This is a genomic window from Roseospira navarrensis, assembly GCF_009601025.1.
Lineage (GTDB): Bacteria > Pseudomonadota > Alphaproteobacteria > Rhodospirillales > Rhodospirillaceae > Rhodospira > Rhodospira navarrensis.
In genome coordinates, this window is the sequence record NZ_WIVE01000169.1 from 1 (window position 1) to 749 (window position 749).

At 66.9% G+C, this 749-nt stretch carries 1 protein-coding gene; it reads right to left on the reverse strand.

Features of this window, described 5'->3' with window-relative positions:
- Window positions 1–749: IS1595 family transposase (locus tag GHC57_RS19135; protein WP_153347259.1), on the reverse strand; the 749-nt coding region annotated here is incomplete at both ends.

A 749-nucleotide genomic window follows, 5' to 3' on the forward strand; every position in this document is an offset into this window, starting at 1 on the left:
CGAAAGGCTGCGTGCCGGGTGCGGCGGCGGTTGAAGCGGAAGACGAACTCATCGAGGTAGGCTTGCAGATGCTTGCGCCGCAGGCCGTGGTAGACGCCAAGCGCCCAGGCCTTCAGGTTGGAGAAGACGCGGTGAATCCAGGGAAGCACGATATGGGCAGCCATGGAGCCGATCACGTGAGGATCGTGGGCGACATCGGCGGACGCAGCGTAGCCGGTCCATCCGTCGGTCTTCATGGTGGAACCGGGTCCGAGGGTGTCTTTCACGACAGCCGCCAGCGTCTTGCCGGAGAAGTCAGGGATGGCGCGCAGGCGGATGCGGCCCGGCCCGCCGTTGGTGACCTCTACGGCGCCTGCGACCAGCATCTTGCCCTGGTGGCTGCGCCCCTGTCCACCGGCGGGCGGATCGTCGTGTGTTCTGAAGGGGATGCTGGTCTCGTCCATCTCCACGAGACCGGACAGCGGCGTGCGCTCCGGGTTGACCATGGCGCTGCGCAGTTTGGCGCACAGCAGCCAGGCGGTCTTGTAGGAGCCCAGCCCCAATTGCGACCGGATCTGGCTGGCCGAGATGCCGTTGGAGTGCGTCGCCATCAGATACGCCGCCCAGAACCACACCGTCAGGGGCAGCTTGCTGCGGTGCATGACCGTTCCCGCCGTGACCGAGGTCTGCCGACCGCAGTCGGCGCACTCCGTGGTCCACGCCTTGGTTTCCAGCGCCCAGCCACGTTTGCCGCCGCACACCGGACAGAC